The organism is Caulobacter sp. GW821-FHT12D05 (genome assembly GCF_058807295.1).
The window spans coordinates 182,572-198,955 of the sequence record NZ_JBXAQO010000004.1 but is presented as its reverse complement, the minus strand read 5'-3'; the positions used below and the strand labels follow the sequence as shown (position 1 = coordinate 198,955).

At 68.4% G+C, this 16,384-nt stretch carries 18 protein-coding genes; 9 read left to right on the top strand and 9 right to left on the bottom strand.

Annotated features, from left to right (window positions below; all coding sequences use genetic code 11):
• Positions 1-184: 184 nt before the first annotated feature.
• The 6 genes from AC1RRR_RS19035 to AC1RRR_RS19010 form a co-directional block, all read right to left on the bottom strand.
• Entirely contained in the window at positions 185-1,174 is a 990-nt protein-coding gene (locus AC1RRR_RS19035; RefSeq protein WP_492815472.1) for a tetratricopeptide repeat protein, read from the bottom strand.
• A gap of 154 nt (positions 1,175-1,328) precedes the next feature.
• Positions 1,329-1,730: a DUF4870 family protein gene (locus AC1RRR_RS19030; protein WP_492815471.1), complete on the bottom strand. Its 402-nt coding sequence runs from the start codon at positions 1,728-1,730 to the stop codon at positions 1,329-1,331.
• Positions 1,731-1,733: 3 nt separating this feature from the next.
• Entirely contained in the window at positions 1,734-2,105 is a 372-nt protein-coding gene (locus AC1RRR_RS19025; protein ID WP_492815470.1) for a DUF4870 family protein, read from the bottom strand.
• A gap of 91 nt (positions 2,106-2,196) precedes the next feature.
• Positions 2,197-2,745, bottom strand: coding sequence for a hypothetical protein (locus AC1RRR_RS19020; protein WP_492815469.1), 549 nt, complete (start codon positions 2,743-2,745; stop codon positions 2,197-2,199).
• Positions 2,746-2,747: 2 nt separating this feature from the next.
• Positions 2,748-3,152: a dihydroneopterin aldolase gene (gene folB / locus AC1RRR_RS19015; RefSeq protein ID WP_492815468.1), complete on the bottom strand. Its 405-nt coding sequence runs from the start codon at positions 3,150-3,152 to the stop codon at positions 2,748-2,750.
• Positions 3,153-3,162: 10 nt separating this feature from the next.
• Positions 3,163-3,915 carry an SDR family oxidoreductase gene (locus AC1RRR_RS19010; RefSeq protein WP_492815467.1) on the bottom strand — a complete coding sequence of 251 codons (753 nt, stop codon included), beginning with the start codon at positions 3,913-3,915 and terminating at the stop codon, positions 3,163-3,165.
• 279 nt (positions 3,916-4,194) lie between these two features.
• Between AC1RRR_RS19010 and AC1RRR_RS19005 the strand changes: the two genes are divergently transcribed.
• Positions 4,195-4,665, top strand: coding sequence for an NUDIX domain-containing protein (locus AC1RRR_RS19005; RefSeq protein WP_492815466.1), 471 nt, complete (start codon positions 4,195-4,197; stop codon positions 4,663-4,665).
• A 100-nt stretch (positions 4,666-4,765) separates the two neighbouring features.
• Entirely contained in the window at positions 4,766-6,205 is a 1,440-nt protein-coding gene (locus tag AC1RRR_RS19000; RefSeq protein WP_492815465.1) for an aldehyde dehydrogenase family protein, read from the top strand.
• 4 nt (positions 6,206-6,209) lie between these two features.
• Here AC1RRR_RS19000 and AC1RRR_RS18995 read toward each other — a convergent pair whose 3' ends face one another.
• Positions 6,210-7,103, bottom strand: coding sequence for a hypothetical protein (locus tag AC1RRR_RS18995; protein ID WP_492815464.1), 894 nt, complete (start codon positions 7,101-7,103; stop codon positions 6,210-6,212).
• Positions 7,104-7,450: 347 nt separating this feature from the next.
• Between AC1RRR_RS18995 and AC1RRR_RS18990 the strand changes: the two genes are divergently transcribed.
• On the top strand, positions 7,451-7,618 hold the full coding sequence (locus tag AC1RRR_RS18990) for a hypothetical protein (protein ID WP_454761479.1): 168 nt from the start codon (positions 7,451-7,453) through the stop codon (positions 7,616-7,618).
• Positions 7,618-7,800 carry a DUF3606 domain-containing protein gene (locus tag AC1RRR_RS18985; RefSeq protein WP_198574899.1) on the top strand — a complete coding sequence of 61 codons (183 nt, stop codon included), beginning with the start codon at positions 7,618-7,620 and terminating at the stop codon, positions 7,798-7,800. Before AC1RRR_RS18990 ends, AC1RRR_RS18985 begins: the two co-directional genes overlap by 1 nt.
• Here the strand turns inward: AC1RRR_RS18985 and AC1RRR_RS18980 are convergent.
• Complete coding sequence (locus AC1RRR_RS18980; RefSeq protein ID WP_492815463.1) at positions 7,797-8,447, bottom strand: glutathione S-transferase family protein; 651 nt, start codon at positions 8,445-8,447, stop codon at positions 7,797-7,799. The genes AC1RRR_RS18985 and AC1RRR_RS18980 overlap by 4 nt on opposite strands.
• A 320-nt stretch (positions 8,448-8,767) precedes the next feature.
• Between AC1RRR_RS18980 and AC1RRR_RS18975 the strand changes: the two genes are divergently transcribed.
• The 5 genes from AC1RRR_RS18975 (at position 8,768) to AC1RRR_RS18955 (ending at position 13,803) form a co-directional block, all read left to right on the top strand.
• Positions 8,768-8,920, top strand: coding sequence for a hypothetical protein (locus AC1RRR_RS18975; protein WP_492815462.1), 153 nt, complete (start codon positions 8,768-8,770; stop codon positions 8,918-8,920).
• 14 nt (positions 8,921-8,934) lie between these two features.
• Positions 8,935-9,189, top strand: coding sequence for a hypothetical protein (locus AC1RRR_RS18970; protein WP_492815461.1), 255 nt, complete (start codon positions 8,935-8,937; stop codon positions 9,187-9,189).
• A gap of 818 nt (positions 9,190-10,007) precedes the next feature.
• Positions 10,008-11,540 (top strand): methyltransferase regulatory domain-containing protein, encoded by a 1,533-nt coding sequence (locus AC1RRR_RS18965; protein ID WP_492815460.1) that lies wholly within the window; start codon positions 10,008-10,010, stop codon positions 11,538-11,540.
• Between the two features lie 100 nt (positions 11,541-11,640).
• Positions 11,641-11,856: a hypothetical protein gene (locus tag AC1RRR_RS18960; protein WP_492815459.1), complete on the top strand. Its 216-nt coding sequence runs from the start codon at positions 11,641-11,643 to the stop codon at positions 11,854-11,856.
• An 84-nt stretch (positions 11,857-11,940) separates the two neighbouring features.
• On the top strand, positions 11,941-13,803 hold the full coding sequence (locus tag AC1RRR_RS18955; RefSeq protein ID WP_492815458.1) for an AMP-binding protein: 1,863 nt from the start codon (positions 11,941-11,943) through the stop codon (positions 13,801-13,803).
• 18 nt (positions 13,804-13,821) lie between these two features.
• On the opposite strand, the gene AC1RRR_RS18950 is transcribed toward AC1RRR_RS18955, so the two are convergent.
• On the bottom strand, positions 13,822-16,239 hold the full coding sequence (locus tag AC1RRR_RS18950; protein WP_492815457.1) for a M20/M25/M40 family metallo-hydrolase: 2,418 nt from the start codon (positions 16,237-16,239) through the stop codon (positions 13,822-13,824).
• Positions 16,240-16,384 lie beyond the last annotated feature (145 nt).

Genomic DNA, 16,384 nt, shown 5'->3' with positions numbered 1-16,384 from the left:
TAGGGGTGGCGGCTGAGGCGCTGTCAAGCTTGGGTGGCGGCGGGCTGCTGTATTTTCCGCGAAGGTTCAGGACGCACGGTCGCAAGGTCTCAAAGCAGATGCGTCCTGCTCGAACCGGCTTGGTTCGGATGTCCGCAATGGACCAGCTTCGCAGGCCACCCTCTCCCGCAAGGGGAGCGGGACATCACCCTTGGATCTTCGCTTCAAGCTCGTTCAGCCGCGCCCGCGTGGCGGCCAGGTCGGGGCCAAACCGCGCCGGGTCGGCGGCGGCGAGGCGGCCGGCGATGTCGTAGCTTTCGCGGTAGAGGTCCAGGGCCCGCATGCGGTGGCCGCGGTCTTCGCGGAGGTCCGCCAGGCGTTCCAGGTTCACCGACAGGGCGCGCTGGGCCTGGGTGTCGCCGGCTTCGCGGCCGCCGCGCGAACGGCGCAGGGCGAGCGCCTCCTCGAAGGCCGAGAGGGCGGCGTCCAGGCGGCCTTCGGCTTCCGCCGCGTCGCCGACGCCCGAGAGCGCGCCGGCCAGCAGTTCGGCGCTGTCGTCGTTCGGACGGGCCTGGCGCACCGTGCGGGCGTAGGAGACCGAGGTCTCATAGGCCTCGGCGGCGTCGTCGGCCTGGCCCTGGCCGCGCGCGAAGTCGCCCAGGTCGCGATAGACGACGGCCAGCTCCTCGTCGGTGTGGGCGACGCGCTTCATCGACTGCAGGATACGGGCGGCCTCGGCCCACGAGCCGTCGTGGCTGAGCGCGACCAGGCGCGCGCGCATCTGGGCGAAGGTCTCGGGCTTGGGCGGAGGCGGCGGCGCTTGCGGTTCAGGCTGCGGCGCCGGGGCGGCGACCGGCATGACCGGCGGCGTGACGGGTTGAGGCTGCGGAGCAGGGGCTGGCGTGTGGACGGGCGGCGCGCTCACGGGCTGGGCCTGCACGGCCGCCGGCTCCAGCTCCATCCCGAACGCCATCGGCGCGGGTTTCTTCTTGCGCTTACGGCGGGGTAGCAGGGCGGCGATGATGAGCCCTCCGCCCACGATCGCCGCCGCCGCACCGGCTGTGGGGCGATGCGGCTCGAACGGTCCGAGATCGAGAGACGTGGCCCATGTCCCCAGCGAGCCCCAGCCCGCCACCACGTATCCCGATGTCGCCAGGAGCACCCCCAAGATGATCCCAACCAGTCGCGCCAGCATCACGTCCCCCCGAACGTCACCCAGAAAAAGGGCGTCCCACCGCCAGGGCGCACAAGTCAGCGTACCACCCTATCCCCGTCGAGCCGTCTCAACCGGCAGGGGAAGCTAGCGGCGACGCTGACCCGTTGGTAGGCGCCTGGCGCGGACGGCGCCTCTAAATCAGCCATGCGCGAGGACGCGGATAGCCCTCGCCACGGACCAGATAATAGATGCCCATGATGCAGCGGACCACGAACCACAGGCCGACCGCGCCCAGAATGAGGCCGCCGGCGATGATCATCGGCAGGCCGACCAGCACGATCAGCATCGGGATGCCGAACAGGATCAGCGCGCCGCCGATCAGGAACCAGGCGATCGACAGCCAGAAGGTGCGGATGGCGAAAGTGTAGTGGCTCTCGTTGATCGGTCCGGCGCCGTCGCGGTTCGCATAGGCGACGATCAGGCCGATGATGAAGGTCAGGCCGTTGGTGAAGCCCAGCAGATACAGGCCGTAGACCACGGCGGGCAGGATCTTGTCCTCTTCCGCGCGGGGGGCGATGACGGTCGTGTCGGTCATGGCTTAGAGCATCCAGTTCTTGGGAGTGGGATAGGGTTGGCCCTTGAGCAGGACCGACAGGCCGACGACGCCGCGCACCACCAGCCAGACGCCCGTGGCGACCAGCGCCACCATGCCGATGCCGACCGGCGTCAGGATGATGCTGACCACGCTGAACGCCAGAGCCAGCCAGAAGGTGCGGATCTGGAATTCGTAGTGGCTGGCCAGCCACTCGGGCGCGTCCTTGCGGCTGATATAGGCGATGATCGCCCCGATCAGGCAGGTGAGGCCGCCAGTCGGCGCGCCGGCGATGTGCAGGGCGTAGACCACGCCGGGCAGGGTCTTGTCGTCCTGCAGCCGGGGCGGCACGGCGGGTTCTGAAACGGGGTCGGACAAGGTTTGAGCCTAAGAGAACGTCGTTGGCTCAATGGTCGCGCGGTTGGCGGTGCGATGCAAATGAAGGTGGCGTAACCCAAGAACCGCCCCCTTACGGCAGCAGGTCCGTCGGCGGGTCGTGCGGGTCGAAGGCCGCGCCGCGGTTCAGCCAGGGCAGGGCGGCCAGCAGCAGGATCAGGACAAAGCCCATCCGCGCGGCCATCTCGATGCCGACGGCGGCCATGCCGGCGGTTAGCGAGAACATCAGCATCGCCGCCGCCCCGAAGGCCAGCAGGCCGATCACCCAGGTGAAGGCCTCGCGCACCTGGAACCCGGCCGTGCCGAACCGGGCGCGGGGCGACAGGTCCGCCCCGACGGCGGCCAGGGCGCGGGCCAGGGTCGAGAAGCTGGCCAGCCGGTCCTCGAACCGGCCGGGGCCGACATAGCTCTGCGAGGTGATGATCAGCCGCCGGCGACCGAAGGTGATCAGCAGGCTGCGGCGGCGGCCCTCGCGATCGGCGGCCAAGCGGTAGCGGGTCAGGGTCGACAGCGGAAACTGGCGGACGATCTTGCCGCGCGTCTCGGTCAGCGTGCCGGCGTCCAGGGTCCAGACCGTTTCGGGCTGGAAGGGGGCGAGCCGGGCGCTGTGCGAGACTTCCAAGTTTAGCTCCGGACGGCGGTGATCTCGACGCCGGCGGCGGCCGCGTGCGGGGCCAGGGCCTCGGGCTTTTCGATCCGCACCCGGGCGCGGGTGACGCGGGGGTCGAAGAAGCAGGCCTGGGCCAGGCGCTCGGCGAAGGTCTCGACCAGGCCGACATGGCCTTCGGCGGCGATGGCGCGAGCGGCCTCGCCGATGCGCTCGTAGTTGACGGTGTCGCCCAGGCGCTCGAAGTGGCTGGCGGCCACGTCCAGCTCGACATCGACGATCAGGGTCTGGGTGCGGCCGTACTCGTGGTCGTAGACGCCGATGCCGGCGTCGACCTTGAGACCGCGCACGAAGACCTTGGTGACGATCACGCGGGCCAGGTCCTGTGGCGCGGTGTTTTCGGCGAGGGGCGAAGCGGCCAAGCGTGGCCTCCTACGGGGATACGATATCGGGCGTTTGCCAGCCCAAGTGCTGGCCGCCGTCCACGGCGATCATCTGGCCCGTGACCGACGTTGCGTCAATCAGATAGCGCAGGGCGGCGGCGACCTCATCGGGCGTGGCGCGGCGCTGCAACAGCACCCCGGCCGCCTCGGCCTCGAACTCGCCGGGGGCCTGGTGCACCGAGGGCAGGGTGGGGCCAGGGCCGATGGCGTTGACCCGCACGCGCGGCGCCAGGGCTTGCGCCAGGGTCTGGGTGGCCCACCACAGCCCGGCCTTGGCCAGGGAATAGCTGAAGAACTGCGGGTTCGGGCGCAGCACCCGCTGGTCGACGATATTGACCACCAGGCCCTGGACGTCCTCCGGCAGCGCCGCCGCAAAGGCCTCGGCCAGCACGATCGGGGCGCGCAGGTTGGTCTCGAGGTGCAGGTCCCACGTCCCGCGCGACAGCCCGCCGACGCGGTCGTCCTCGAAGGCCGAGGCGCTGTTGATCAGCAGGGTGAGGGGACCGATCTCGGCGGAGGCGGCGATGAGGCCGCGCACGGCGGTCTCGTCGGACAACTCAGCGCGGACCAGGACCGCGCGGCGGCCCAGAGCTCGCACGGCCTGCGCCGTCTCCTCGGCTTCGTCAGCCGAGGCGCGATAGTGGACGGCGACGTCGTAGCCGGCGCGGGCGGCCTCCAGGGCCAGGGCCTTGCCGATCCGGCGCCCCGCGCCGGTGACCAGGGCCGCGCCGCGGGTGCCCATTAGTCGATGCGGCCGAACTCGACGTAGTTCAGGGCGAGCACGACGCCCAGGAAGATAACGATGACACCGATCGCGAGCATGGCGCGGCTCCGGAAGAGAGAACAGGTGTTGGGGCTTTAGCGGCGTGCGGCCTGGACCGCAAGCGGTGGGGCCCGCCCTCGTCCTTCGACAGGCTCAGGATGAGGGCTACTTTTGAGGCGGCTACAGTAGGAAACCTCATCCTGAGCTTGTCGAAGGACGAGGTTTTCGGTCCCTCTGCATTGAGGATAGAACACCCGCATGCTCTGGCGACGCCGCATCGAACCGTTCACCCGGCCCCTGGTCTACGCCTTCTTCCGGTTCAGGCGCGGCCTGACCCTGGGCGTGCGGGCGGTGGTCACCAATGACGCCGGCCAGGTGCTGCTGCTCCAGCACACCTACATCCACGGCTGGTACCTGCCCGGCGGCGGGGTCGAGCGCGGCGAGACGGCCGAGACCGCCGTCGTGCGCGAGCTCGAGGAAGAGGCCGGCGTTCGCGCCCTGTCGCGCCCGCGCTTGGTCTCGGCCCACAGCAACGAGGTCGTCCACCCCGGCGACCACGTCCTCGTCTATCGCGTCGACGCCTGGGAGCCCTGCGCCTCGGACGCCGCCGGCGAGATCCATGAGCTGGGCTGGTTCGACCCCCACGCCCTGCCGGAGGGCGTCTCGCCGGGCACCCGCCGTCGTCTGGCCGAGATCTTCGGTCAGACTCCCAGCGATCCGATGTGGTGACCCCTTCACACCTGAACGCCGATCACATTAAATGCTTGTTTGAAACCGCCCGCCGCCTCTTCAATTAGAGCGGGCTCCAATCCAAGGGCAGGAGAACGGCATGCGCGAGTACACCAAGTTCTACATCGACGGGGCCTGGGTCGATCCCGCGACGCCCAAGCCGCTGGACGTCATCAACCCGGCCACCGAAGCGGTCGCCGGCGTGATCTCGCTGGGCTCGGAAGCCGACGTCGACAAGGCCGTCCGCGCCGCCCGCAAGGCGTTCGAGACCTTCAGCCAGACCAGCCGCGAAGAGCGCATCGACATCCTCGAGCGCATCATCGCCGAATACCAGAAGCGCTTTGAGGACATGGCCAAGGCCATCACCGAGGAGATGGGCGCCCCCGCCTGGCTGGCCCAGCGCGCCCAGGCCGCCATGGGCATCGCCCACGTCCAGACCGCCGCCGCCGTGCTCAAGGGCTACAAGTTCGAGGAAGACCGGGGCACGACCCGGATCGTCAAGGAGCCGATCGGCGTCTGCGCCTTCATCACGCCGTGGAACTGGCCGGTGAACCAGATCGCCTGCAAGGTCGCGCCGGCCATCGCCACGGGCTGCACCATGGTGCTGAAGCCCTCGGAAATCGCGCCGTTCAGCGGCTATGTCTGGACCGAGATCCTGCACGCCGCCGGCGTCCCGGCCGGCGTCTTCAACCTGGTCAATGGCGACGGCCCCACGGTTGGCGCGGCGCTGAGCAGCCACCCGCAGGTCGACATGGTCTCGTTCACCGGCTCGACCCGCGCCGGCATCGAGGTGGCCAAGAACGCCGCCGCGACCGTCAAGCGCGTGCACCAGGAGCTGGGCGGCAAGAGCCCCAACATCATCCTCGACGACGCCGACTTCGCCCGCGCGGTGGGCGGCGGCGTGGCCTCGGTGATGATGAACTCGGGCCAGTCGTGCAACGCCCCGACCCGCATGCTGGTCCCCGGCCAGCGCATGGACGAGGTCATCGCCATCGCCAAGGCCGCCGCCGAGGGCCACACGGTCGGCGACCCGAACGGCAACCACAAGATGGGCCCGGTGGTCTCCGAGGTGCAGTGGAACAAGATCCAGGGCCTGATCCAGAAGGGCATCGACGAGGGCGCCACCCTGGTCACCGGCGGCGTCGGCCGGCCGGAAGGCCTGGACAAGGGCTACTACGTCAAGCCGACCGTCTTCGCCAATGTGAAGCCCAACATGACGATCTCGAAGGAAGAGATCTTCGGCCCGGTGATCTCGATCCTGGGCTACGACACGGTCGAGGAAGCCGTCACCGTCGGCAACGACACCGAGTACGGCCTGGCGGCCTATGTCTCGGGCACGGACCCGGAGGGCGTCCGCGCGGTCGCTTCGAAGCTCCGCGCCGGCCAGGTGAACCTGAACGGCGCCAGCCCCGACCTGATGGCCCCGTTCGGCGGCTACAAGATGAGCGGCAACGGTCGCGAGTGGGGGGATCACGCGTTCGGGGAGTTCCTCGAGACGAAGGCGATCCTGGGTTATGCGCCGAAGGCGGCGGCGGAGTAGGGGGCTACAACTGCTGAGTTGGATGAGGGCGGAGCTGCGAGGCTTCGCCCTTTTCTGCGTCTAGCTTTCGAAGGAAGGCTGCGAACGTTCTAGCGACATCGTAGCTATCGGGGATTCCCACCTGAATGCCGTCGGCGTCCAGCGCATCGGCCATGCTGGCTAGGTCATATGCGCCGAGGTCTCGGTAGCTAACATTCGGGATGGCCATCTTTACGATAGGCTCGGGACTATCTGCAGCAAAAAGAAAACCAGTACCCGGCTGAGGGAACCCTATGCATATGCCTGCGTAGGCCATTCCGGTCAGTATGACGGTAAACTGCCCGCCGAGACGGTCTATCAATGGCAGTGTGCGCCATCCATCTTCATGAAGTTCACAATTTTCGAGGTCTATGGGGCCGGCTGTATTTGAGAAGTGGGTTACGTATCCTAACGCGTCAGGACCTGCGGTGCAGGAGATCGGCAACCCGGCTACACCGTCTATGGGGCTTGCGAGAATATGGCTAAAGCCTAGCCGAGCAGATGATGCTTCATCCTGAAAGCTATGTGGTAAAGGATCGGGAAATGTTTGTCGAAAGGCTCTAAAGGCCTTTTGAGAGCCAATATAACATCTCTCGCGAGATCCAATTGATCCATCAATCACTATTTTCATTTCTTGCCCATCGCGGCGAAGTGCGATGAATTCTATCTCTTGCTGCGAATTGTTGTGACATTCAAGCAATTGATTGGTAAATTCCGAAAATTTTTTGGAAGCTTTTGTAAGTAATGGCAAAAGGAAAGATGTGTTTCCTGAGTAACCGAGTATGGTCTCGCCAATCGTGAGGATTTTTAGAACCGGCTCTCTAAATGGGTGATTTACCTGTCCTGTCATTGGGATGGTGGTCGCGGTATCGGCGAGCATAATGCCCGCGCCATCCCGACAAATGCCGTACACGAGTGTCATAGATTTTGCTCGTTGACTGCCGACCTCCCGGGTCGGTGCTAGCCTTACACGCCTTGGAAGCTGCAGCGTGCCGGACTGTCCAGGTCAGTCAAGGACCGCCCTCCGGAAACCCTCTCTCATGGAGAGAGGGAGGGGCCCCGCGCCGAAGGCGTGGGAGGGTGAGTGGGTAGGCGGAGCCCGTGGGGGATCTTGGCGCTGTTGCGGGCGATGTGCCGGTGCGCCGGCCAGCGGTGTAACCACTCACCCTCCCGCCGCTGCGCGGCGGGCCCCTCCCTCTCTCTCAGAGAGAGGGTTATAGTCACTCAATGACCGCCGACTCTCCGCCGCCAGACGAGACCCCTATCCAGCGCGCCTTGCGCCTGAAGCAGGCCGCTCTCGACGCGCGGCCGAAACCGCCGCGGGGTGGCAAGTTTCAGCGACAACAGGCCAACCGCAACGCGGCGGGCGATTCCAGACCGTGGGGGAGCCGCTGATGGCCGGCCTGAAGGACAAGCGTGGGTTCATCGACAAGGAGCGCCTGGATCTCTCCGAGCGTCAGGCCGTCGAATACTGGATGAAGCGCTGGGGCGTGACCCGCGACCAGATCACCGCCGCTCACCGCAAGGTCGGCAAGATGACCAAGGACATCGCCGCCGAGCTGGGCAAGAAGCGCTAGGTCTTCGAGGCTTCCACCCACACCTGGTGCTGATCGTCATAGGCCCGCTGGAACGCCGGCCGCGCCTGCGCGCGCGCCACATAGGCCGTGAGCGTCGGATAGTCCGCCAGCACCCCCGATGACCCCAGCCGCCGCAGCACGCCGACCATCATCAGGTCGCCGGCGCTGAACGCCCCGTCCAGCCAGTCGGCGTCGCCCAGGCGGGCGGCCAGCTGGTCCAGCCGTGTACGGACGGCCTGCTCCAGCATCGGCTGGCGAGCCTCGAACCACGGCTTGTCGCGCTCCAGGATCGTGGCCATGCCGAACTCGACGATCGGCGGCTGCATCGTGCTCATGGCGGCGAACATCCAGGCCAGCGCGCGGGCGCGGCCGTCGGCGTCCGATGGCAGCAGCCCCGGATGGTTCAGGGCGATGTGGTGGACGATGGCGGCGGACTCGAACAGCACCAGGTTGCCGTCCTCAAAGGTCGGGATCTGGCCGAACGGCTGCAGCGCCACGTGCTCGGCTTCCTTCATCTGCGCGAAGGTCACCAGCCGCACGTCATAGGGCTGGCCGACCTCCTCCAGCGCCCAGCGCACCTGCATGTCGCGCGCCAGGCCTCGGCCGCGGTCGGGGGACGCCTTGAAGGCGGTGATGGTGGGGCTCATGACGATGTCTCCGCGCTGTTGGGCATCCTAAGGACGAATGGCCAAAGCGCATCCCGACACGGGCGTGAATTTTCTTTCGCGCTGGCGGGCAGGCCGGAGGGCAGGTTTTCTGAAATCGAGTCCGGCCCCGGAAAAAGAAAATCGTTCGTATTTTTGATCAATCGGGCGGGCGTTTTATTTTTGTCCTGCAAGAAAAACCGCGTGCCCTGGGCGGATTTTATTAATCCGATCGGGCGTTCGATTTTGTGTTATCGTAGCTCATGCGCACAATCACAGACCGAATTGTTCTCACCGTCGCTCACCGCGAAGGCTTTTGGAGCGTGGAGCAGGAGGGCGCCTATTTCGGCCAATCCTCCGAAAAGGAGGTGGCCAAGGCCGCCGCCACGCGCCGAGCGCGTGACTTGCAGGACGGCGGTCGCCCCTGCCAGATCCGGATCAGCGGCGAGCACGGCTTCTGGGCCAAGGCGCTGTGAACAAGGTTTCTTCCATGAGCAAGGCTCCGCCCAAGCCTGCACCGCCGCCCGCCGTGCTGTTCCAGCGCCAGATTCAGGACGCTCTCACCGGCGGCGCCGGCCTGGCCGACCTGACCCTGCGCCTGACCCTGGGCGACTCCCGCCGCCTGCGCCGCGATTCCGACTTGCCGCTGGACGCGATCAGCTATCGCGACGGGGTGATGTGTTTTCTCGGCGTGAAGGTGGTCGAGGGCGGGGTTGAAGCCAGCGTGCTGGACCGCGGGGAGTAGGGCTTAGGGTAGGCTGCGTCCCTTTTTTTGAACCCTCTCTCATAGAGAGAGGGAGGGGCCCGCGCCGTTAGGCGTGGGAGGGTGAGAGGTTTCACCGCTGGCCGGAGAAACCTGGATCTTCCCGCCGCCTGTTTCGTCATTGCCTTGTCCGGAGAGGGTGTAACCTCTCACCCTCCCATGCTGCGCATGGGCCCCTCCCTCTCTCTATGAGAGAGGGTTTCATAGGGCGGCCACGGGGATTGGCGTGGCTCTATCCCCGGCGTTCGCGAGATCGACCTCAGCGAAATCAACCGCTTGTCGATTTTACACGCTCCTGAATGATCCGCGTTCAGCCCCGCCCCATACTCTTCCTCACCCGATAGCGCGGAAGGGACGTCCGGCCGGCGATCGTGACGGCTGTCGGGGGTGGTCGTGCGGGAAGCGTTCGCCGGGCTTCTTTCGGGAAGTCCCTTCGCGACGGATCCAGGCGCAGGTTCCCTGAAACATCGGGACGAAGCCCTGGCGGCGAAGGTTCGGCGAACGCAGCAGGCATGGGCTGAAATCGCCTGTGCATTCCGGAGGGAAGCCAATCCCTCCGCCCGTCGAAGGCGCGTTCGGGAGCGGGTTAAGACCCCGCGCCTCGGAGGCTTTCGGATAACGGCTGCGCGGAGCGTCCTGGCTTCGTCGAAACGGTATTCAACTTCCACACTCCGGACGTCGTCCGGCGCTCCGCGGTCCCTTCCACCCCTTCAGCGGCTTGGCCGCGTGAGGCCGAGAACCCTTGCCCTTGTGACCCCGCCAGCCCACGGTCGCCCGCAACTGACTCGCGGAGAGGTTTGATGAGCGCGGACTGGAGCGGCGGCTATGCGGTCGAGACGGGCTACACCTACCACACCTATCCGGAGCTGAATCCCGTCCGCGCCGCCCTGCCGCTGCTGCTGAAGGGCGTGCGGGCGCCCAAGATCGAGACGGCCTGCGAGCTGGGCTTCGGCCAGGGCTGCTCGGCGGCGGTGCATGCGGCGGCGCAGGCGGATATCCAATGGTGGGGCTGCGACTTCGCGCCGGCCCAGGCGGTTTTTGCGCGAGATCTCGTGGCCGCCAGCGGCGCGTCGGCCCGTTTCACCGACGACTCGTTCGAGGAATTCGCCGCGCGCCCGGACCTGCCGGACTTCGACTTCGTGGCGCTGCACGGCATCTGGAGCTGGGTCAGCGACGAGACGCGGGGTCAGATCGTGGCCTTCCTGCGCCGCAAGCTGAAGCCGGGCGGCATCGTCTACATCACCTACAACACCATGCCGGGCTGGGCGACGGCGGCGCCGCTGCGCCACCTGATGAAGCGCCATGTCGACCTGATGGGCGCGCCGGCCCATGGGCCTCAGGCCAATCTGGGCGCGGCCCTGTCGACCATGCAGCGGTTCTTCGCCTTGGATCCGGCCTATTCGCGCATCGTCCCTGGCGTGGTCGATCGGCTGGAAGGCCTGCTGCGCCAGGACCGCACCTATCTGGTCCACGAATATCTGGGCGGCCACTGGCAGCCGATGTGGTTCGCCGAGCTGGAGCAGCGGCTGGCGACGGCCAAGCTGTCGTTCGGGGCCTCGGCCTGGATGGCCGACCATATCGAGGGGCTGAACCTGTCGCCCGACATGCTGGGCTTTCTGGCCGAGCTGCCCGATCCGTCGCTGCGCGAGACCTTCCGCGACGTGGCGGTGCAGGCCCAGTTCCGGCGCGACTACTGGCTGCGGGGGGCGCAAGGCTTGAACCCGGCCGACCAGCGCCGCGCTCTGCGCGACCAGCGCGTGGTGCTGGCCAAGCCCGTCAGCCAGCGGCCGGCCAAGACCACCGGGGTCTATGCCGAGACGACGCTGGAAGGACCCGTCTACGACGTTCTCTACGACATGCTGAAGGATCACCAGCCGCGGTCGCTGGGCGAGCTGGAGGCGGCGCTGCCGGCGGGGACGCCGCTGCCGGACCTGACCCAGGCGGTGGTGGCGCTGATGAGCCAGGGGGCGGTGCTGCCGGTCCAGACGGCCGAGACGGCGACGCGCTCGGCGGGCACGGCGCGAGCGCTGAACCTGGAGCTGGCCCGGCGGGCGGCGGAGTCGACAGATCTGGGCGTCCTGGCCTCGCCGGTGACGGGCGGGGCGCTGAACGCCTCGCGCTTCGACCAGCTGTTCTGGCTGGCCCTGCAGGAAGGCGGCGGGCCGGACGACTGGGCGCGGCATGCGGTCGGCGTCCTGGCGGGGCAGGGGCAGACCCTGGTCTCGGGCGGCGCGCCGATGTCGCCCGACGCGGTGCGGGCGGCGCTGGAGGCCCAGGCGCGAAACTTCGCCGAGGTCGAGCTGCCGTGCTGGCGCGGGCTCGGCGTGGCCTAGGAGGGAGAGACAACCTGCCGCAGGGTCGGCCTGCCATCGCCCTGTCATCGTTTGCATGATCTCCTCGCGAGTCGGTGACGAGGATCGGCGGAGCGACCGGATGGCGGGCGTGGACGTTGGCGGCGTTGAACTAGACTTTGCCTGCCCTCGGTGCGGGAGCCCGGCGCGTGCGGCCATCGAGGCCGTGCGCATGCTGCCGGTGATCGACTGCCCGGCCTGCGGCGAGCGGTTCGGCGTCGACCTCGAGGCCTTCAGCGCCCAGGTCACCCAGGCCGAGGCCGCGGCCAAGGCGGCCCGCAAGAAGCGGAAGGCCTAGAAGGCTTCCCCGAAGGGCAACCTTGCCGAGCCCCAGGTTTCCGCTACCGTCAGGATAACAATGATAACCTGAGGGAGTGAGACCATGTCGCCGCCAGACGGCGCGTCGCCCTCGCGCGACGTATCCAGCGTGCCGTTCAAGCCCCTGGCCATGAAAGGCCCCGACGTCAGCGTCGAGCGCCGGGCCGACGGGACCATCGTCATCACCTCCAACCATGCGCCGGGCGCCGGGCCGCGCTCGATCGCCCACCTGATCGCCGCCAAGGCCGCCGAGCATCCAGACCGGCCCTACATCAAGCAGCGCGAGCCCGGCCACGGCCCCTGGCGCGGCGTCACCTATGGCCGGGCGCTGCGGGCGATCGAGGGCATCGCCCAATGGCTGCTCGACCGTGGTCTCGGGGCGAACGACAGCGTCATGATCCTGTCGGGCAATTCGATCGAGCACGCCCTGATGACCCTGGGCGCCTACACCGCCGGCGTTCCGGCCGCGCCGATCAGTCCGGCCTACAGCCTGATCTCGACCGACCATGCCAAGCTGAAACACTGCTTCGAGAAGGTCGCGCCCCGCGTCGTCTTCGCCCAGAACGGCGCTCTGTTCGCCAAGGCGCTGGAGACGCTGAAGGCCATCGACCCGACGATCGCCGTCGTGACGCTGGACGGCGAGGGGGCGATCCCGTTCGCCGAGGTCGCCGGGACGGAGCCGACGGAAGCGGTAGCGGCGGCGCTGGAGGCGGTCGGCCCGTCCACCGTGGCCAAGTACCTCTTCACCTCCGGCTCGACCGGCCTGCCCAAGGCCGTGCCCCAGACCCACGGCATGATGGCCGGCGTCATCGCCGGCCAGGAGGGCATCCGCACCGATACGCCGGAGCCGGACGAAGTTCCGCAAAGCCTCGAGTGGATGCTCTGGAGTCACATCTCGGCCGGCAATATCGGCTTCAACGGCGTGCTTTGGGCCGGCGGGACCCTGCATATCGACGAGGGCAAGCCGCTGCCGGGCATGTTCGAGACGACGATCAAGAACCTGTACGAGGTCTCGCCGATCGTGTTCGGCTCGGCCCCGATCGCGTTCTCGATGCTGGCAGAGGCGATGGAGAACGACCCGGCGCTGCGCCGCTCGTTCTTCAAGAACCTGCGCTACATGGGCTATGGCGGCGCGACGCTGAGCAACGACGTCTACAATCGGATGCAGGCCCTGGCCGTGGCCGAGACCGGCCAGCGCATCCCGCTGACCACGATGTACGGCGCGACCGAGACCCAAGGCATCACCGTCACCCACTGGATCACCGAGCGCGTCGGCCTGGTCGGCCTGCCCCTGCCGGGCATCCAGCTGAAGCTGGCGCCCAGCGGCTCCAAGTATGAGGTTCGGGTCAAGGGACCCACCGTGGCGGCCGGCTATCACAAGGATCCCGAGCGGACGGCGGCGGCCTTTGACGAAGAGGGCTTCTACAAGCTGGGCGATGCGGCGCGGTTCGTCGATCCGGACGACCCGGCCAAGGGCCTGGTGTTCGACGGCCGGGTGACCGAGGACTTCAAGCTGGACAGCGGCACCTGGGTCAGCGTCGGCGTGCTGCGGCCCGACATCGTGGCGGCGTGCAGCCCCTACATCCACGACGCGGTGATCACCGGCCAGGACAAGCCGTTCATCGGCGCGATGCTGTGGCCCTCGCCGGCCGGGCTGGCGGCGCTGGTCGCCGATCCGGGGCCGGGCACGCCGCTGGAGAAACTGGTGGCGATCCTGCGCGAGCGACTGGGCGCCTTCAACGCGGCGGCCGGCGGCTCGTCGCGGCGCATCGGCCGCTTCACCATCCTGACCGAGCCGCCCTCGATCGACGCCGGCGAGATCACTGACAAGGGCTACGTCAACCAGCGCTGCACGCTGGACCGCCGCAACGACCGGGTCGAGGCGCTGTACGCCAAGGACCCGGGCGAAGGCGTGTTCGCGGTCTAGGTCACCAGCCCAGCTAGGTCACCAAGAAAGCCCGCCGCGCACCAGCACGGCGGTCTTGTCCGACATGCCATAGGCCATCAGCTCGGCCGGCTTGGCGGGCGGGGCCTTGGCCAGTTGCGGCCAGCCGTCGTGATACTCCAGCGCCGCCACCTCGACCTTGCCGGTCGTCGTGGTCGTGAAGCTCAGGGTCACGCCGTTGGGATCGGGGGCGTGATAGGTCAGGTTCGACCACTTGCCCGCCTCGGCGTTCAGGGTGATCGGTCGGCCGTTCAGGCGCGGCGCGCTGAGCGGGGCGCTGGGGCGCAGGCGGATGCTGACCAGCTCGGCCCCCGGCGCCGGGATCAGGCGGATCAGCAGACGGTCTTCAGCGCGGTCGACGGTCAGCTGCGGCGCGGCGACCGGCGCGGCGCGGGTCTCGGACATCCAGACTGGCTCGCGCCAGAACGGGGCCAGGGCCTGCTTCTTGGGCTCGGAACCGCCGTCGTCGGGCAGGGTCTGCTTCGTCCAGGCGTCGAGGCGCGGCTGGTCGGCGACGCGCCAGGCCTTGCCGGTCGAGAGGTCGGCCACATGCAGGGCGGTGGTGATGGCCGGACGCTCGGGCTCGCCCCCCAGGCGGGCGGCGTTGGCGATCAGGGCGATCCCGGCGATGGCCAGGACGCCGGCGGCGCGCCAGGCCCAGCGGGTGGCGGCGAAGTCGTGGGCCAGGGGCGACAGGGCGGGCGCGGCCAGCATGGCGAACAGGGCCAGGATCGCCGGCTCCAGCAGGCCGACGCCGGCGAAGGTCCAGGCGCCCCAGGCGCTGAGCTGGGCGGTCGACAGGGTGGCGAGGACGCAGAGGGCTAGCGTCAGGGCCAGGGCCACCCGCTTGTCTCGCGTGCCGCCGACCCCGATGACCAGGGCCGCGCCGACGGCGGCGACCAGCAGCGGCCAGGTCAGCATCACGGTGGCGCCGGGGGCCAGGACCTGGGCGGTGGTCGCCAGGACCAGCAGCACGATCATCCCGCCGATCCAGGCGCCCAGGGCGTCGGTCTTGAAGCCCAGGGCCAGGGCCGCGAACACACAAGTTCCGACGCCCAGGCCCAGGCCGATCGGATCGAAGCCGCCGGCCAGGCTGCACGCGCCGCCCAAGGCCAGGGCGACGACGCACGGAATGACCCGCTTGGCGCCCCGCGCCTGGGCCGTGGCGACGCCCAGACCGGCGGCCACCGCCAGGATCCCGGCGCCCCACAGCAGGTGGTCGAAACGGACCAGCAGGCCGTAGTAGCGCTGGACGTCCTGGATCATCAGGGCGCGCCCGGCCAGGTGCAGGACGAGGCCGGCGCTGGAGGCGATCATCAGCAGGCCCGCCGCGCCGCGGGCGATCTCCCAGCCGCTGGCGGCGCCCAGGGTGATCGTGCGCCAGGCGGTGACGGCGATCAGCACGGTGGCCAGGCCCAGCAGCACCCAGCCGACCACCGGCGGATAGCTGACCAGGAACAGGCCCAGCACGTCGGAATAGATCGCGTTGTCGGTCTTAGCCGGCAGGGCCGGGGCGTCGGCCAGGGCGCGGATCGTCGGCAGGGCCTGGTCGCCGATGTGCTGCAGGCTGCCGCGCTCCAGGTGATCGGGGCGGGCCAGTGGCGTGTGATAGGCCAGCTGGTCGTCGATGAAGGCCAGGTTCAGGCCCGGCAGGCCCTTCCTCACCGCGTGGGTGAAGTCGGTGTCGTTGGGCATCTTCTCGTAGACCGTCGAGGCCATCGAATTGGCCGATGGCCCCTTGGCCTCGCGAGCGAAGAGGCTCATCAGCGCGCCATTGCCGGGGCCGGTCTGGAACATGGCTGCGCGGCCGGCGTCGCCGCGGGCTTCCATGTTCAGGACAAGGCCCACGCGGCTCAGCATCGGGTCGCGGGCGAAGAAGGCGTCGGCGCCCAGCAAACCGGCTTCCTCGGCGTCGGTGAACAGGAAGATCACGTCGCGCAGGTGCGGGCCGTCGGCCTTGAGGGCGCGGGCGATCTCGAGGGCGGCGGCCGTGCCGGTGGCGTCGTCGGCGGCGCCGGGCGAGTTGTGGACCGAGTCGTAGTGGCTCATGACCAGGATGGCCGGCAGCTCGCGGTCCTTGCCCGGCAGCACGCCGACCAGGTTCTGCACCGCGGCCACGCCCAGGGCGCGGCCGTCCTTGCCATAGGGCAGGAAGCCCTCGCCCGGCCGCACCGAAACCTCCAGGTCCATGCCGTTGATGCGGGCCAGCAGGTGGTCGCGGACCTTGGCGATCTCGGTCGAGCCGGTCGGGTGGGGCTTCTGGGCGATGGCGGCCACATCGGTCATGGCGCGGTCGGCCGAGAAGGCGGCGGCCGGAGCGCTGGCGGGCACGGACGCGGGCGGCCGCTGGCTCCAGGCGCCCAGGCCCAAGCCGATCACGAGGCAGATCCAGAACCCGAGGAAGCGGATCGTCTTCATGGGCGTGGCTCCGGCGTGTCTACGAATCCCCCAGGGCATGCTGAGGTGATGCGGGCCGATGCGGAACCCCTTCGTCTACGGAAAAAGAAAAGGGCGACCCGGTCGCCCGGATCGCCCTTTTCCCTCTTCCGAAAGCCGGCGACGC

What these genes read in the sequence shown, in the direction of transcription:
- AC1RRR_RS19000 (WP_492815465.1), top strand. Translation starts at nt 4,766, where the DNA reads ATGCGCGAGTACACCAAGTTCTACATCGACGGGGCCTGGGTCGATCCC.
- AC1RRR_RS18995 (WP_492815464.1), bottom strand. Translation starts at nt 7,103, where the DNA reads ATGCTCGCCGATACCGCGACCACCATCCCAATGACAGGACAGGTAAAT.
- AC1RRR_RS19030 (WP_492815471.1), bottom strand. Translation starts at nt 1,730, where the DNA reads ATGACCGACACGACCGTCATCGCCCCCCGCGCGGAAGAGGACAAGATC.
- AC1RRR_RS19035 (WP_492815472.1), bottom strand. Translation starts at nt 1,174, where the DNA reads ATGCTGGCGCGACTGGTTGGGATCATCTTGGGGGTGCTCCTGGCGACA.
- AC1RRR_RS19010 (WP_492815467.1), bottom strand. Translation starts at nt 3,915, where the DNA reads ATGGGCACCCGCGGCGCGGCCCTGGTCACCGGCGCGGGGCGCCGGATC.
- AC1RRR_RS18955 (WP_492815458.1), top strand. Translation starts at nt 11,941, where the DNA reads ATGTCGCCGCCAGACGGCGCGTCGCCCTCGCGCGACGTATCCAGCGTG.
- AC1RRR_RS18965 (WP_492815460.1), top strand. Translation starts at nt 10,008, where the DNA reads ATGAGCGCGGACTGGAGCGGCGGCTATGCGGTCGAGACGGGCTACACC.
- AC1RRR_RS18980 (WP_492815463.1), bottom strand. Translation starts at nt 8,447, where the DNA reads ATGAGCCCCACCATCACCGCCTTCAAGGCGTCCCCCGACCGCGGCCGA.
- AC1RRR_RS18960 (WP_492815459.1), top strand. Translation starts at nt 11,641, where the DNA reads ATGGCGGGCGTGGACGTTGGCGGCGTTGAACTAGACTTTGCCTGCCCT.
- AC1RRR_RS19005 (WP_492815466.1), top strand. Translation starts at nt 4,195, where the DNA reads ATGCTCTGGCGACGCCGCATCGAACCGTTCACCCGGCCCCTGGTCTAC.
- AC1RRR_RS18990 (WP_454761479.1), top strand. Translation starts at nt 7,451, where the DNA reads ATGACCGCCGACTCTCCGCCGCCAGACGAGACCCCTATCCAGCGCGCC.
- AC1RRR_RS18970 (WP_492815461.1), top strand. Translation starts at nt 8,935, where the DNA reads ATGAGCAAGGCTCCGCCCAAGCCTGCACCGCCGCCCGCCGTGCTGTTC.
- AC1RRR_RS18985 (WP_198574899.1), top strand. Translation starts at nt 7,618, where the DNA reads ATGGCCGGCCTGAAGGACAAGCGTGGGTTCATCGACAAGGAGCGCCTG.
- AC1RRR_RS18950 (WP_492815457.1), bottom strand. Translation starts at nt 16,239, where the DNA reads ATGAAGACGATCCGCTTCCTCGGGTTCTGGATCTGCCTCGTGATCGGC.